General features: G+C 74.5%; 1 pseudogene. It reads right to left on the minus strand.

The features are described from left to right. Positions 1-499: pseudogene (locus tag ACH65_RS20480) on the minus strand (hypothetical protein); the annotation flags it as partial.

The following is a 499-nucleotide window of genomic DNA, read 5'->3' on the forward strand; positions in this document are numbered from 1 at the left end:
CTGCCGCAGCCCGGCGGCAGTGGTCCGCCGCTGACGCGGGCGGCGGCGCACTGCGCGCTGTTGTCGAGGCGGATGGGCGCGGCCGGCGGCGGTGCGCTCGAGGCGGCGGGCGGCGCCAGCGGCTTGGCCGGCGCCAGGTGCATTTTCTCGTAGACCTGCTCGTCCACCGGCTTGGGCGGCGGGTCGGCGGCGCCGCAGCCGAACAGGGCCATGGGGAACAGCGGGCTGAAGCGGCAGCTCACGCGCACGCCACGCGGCAGGTGGAAGGTGTGGCTGACGGTGGTTTTCTGCACCGCTCGGCGCAGGGCGGTGTCGACGGAGCTTTCGCCTTCGGGGGTCCAGTCCTGCTCGAAGCGGGTGGGCTTGTAGCCGATGTTGGGCGCGCGATGTTCCATGATCTCGGCGTTGCCGTGCGGGCGCACTTCGACGTAGCTGCCGGGCTGGCCCGGTGCGTTGCCTCCGGCGTTGCCGGCCGGCGAGGCGCCGCGCCCCTGCCCCG

Origin of the sequence: Frateuria defendens, assembly GCF_001182895.1 — a bacterium.
Lineage (GTDB): Bacteria > Pseudomonadota > Gammaproteobacteria > Xanthomonadales > Rhodanobacteraceae > Frateuria_B > Frateuria_B defendens.